Annotated in this window: 1 protein-coding gene and 1 pseudogene; both read right to left on the reverse strand. The window is 37.1% G+C overall.

The genetic code is table 11. The annotated features are described in order from the left end of the window. Positions 1–480: glycerol-3-phosphate responsive antiterminator (locus AC1DJR_RS31925; RefSeq protein WP_477004459.1), on the reverse strand; the 480-nt coding region annotated here is incomplete at its 3' end. A 90-nt stretch (positions 481–570) separates the two neighbouring features. Then, positions 571–830: pseudogene (locus AC1DJR_RS31930) on the reverse strand (helix-turn-helix domain-containing protein); the annotation flags it as partial.

Raw genomic sequence — 830 nt, forward strand, 5'->3', positions numbered from 1 at the left:
GTCTTCTACCGTTCGAATAAAACCACCTGCTAAAATTGGTACACCTGTACGCTCTTTCACCTCAGCAATGACACCCGTTAACGCACCAGGAAGCACCTCTATATAATCCGGCTTCGTCTTTYCTAGCAAATTACAGCTCTTTTCCATTGCGCTAGAATCAATTAAAAAGATGCGTTGAATGGAGACGACACCTTTTTGCTTCGCCTTCATAATTACGCTCGCCTTTGTCGATAATAACCCGTACGGTTTATATTCTTGGCATAAAAACTCCGTCGCATGCCCATCACTTTGTAATCCATGGATCAAATCCACATGTAAAAATACTTTTTTATTATGCTGCTTTGCGAGCGACACAACACTCTTCAATTGACCGACATGAATATCTAAAATAACAATATACTCATACGAACTATGTAATAGCTTCTCCAAATCTTTAATTTGCCTCACTGCCGGCAAAATCTTTTGCTCATGAAATTCCATTCTAAACGTCCCCTTCCTATCTATCCTTTATAGTACACAATTTGGGTGAAAAGAACAGCTAGTGTAGGGGATTTCTTACAAATCTTTCTCTTATCTATATATTTTCTTCAATTTATCAGAAACCGTACCACCTATAATCATTAATAGGAGCGGTAAAAAATTCATTACATATGGTGCGTCTGCAACAATTGTAATGCTTGTTCCTGCAAACTTATTTAACATCCATATACCGATTTTTGTAACAAACAAAAGTACCCCCAACATAAATAGACTATCAAAAAACACCTTCCATTTTGGATACGCTAATTGTTTACTATCYTCAATTACTTTCTGCGTCAACTCTTCATCAC

The organism is Bacillus sp. 05T31 (assembly GCF_056396725.1).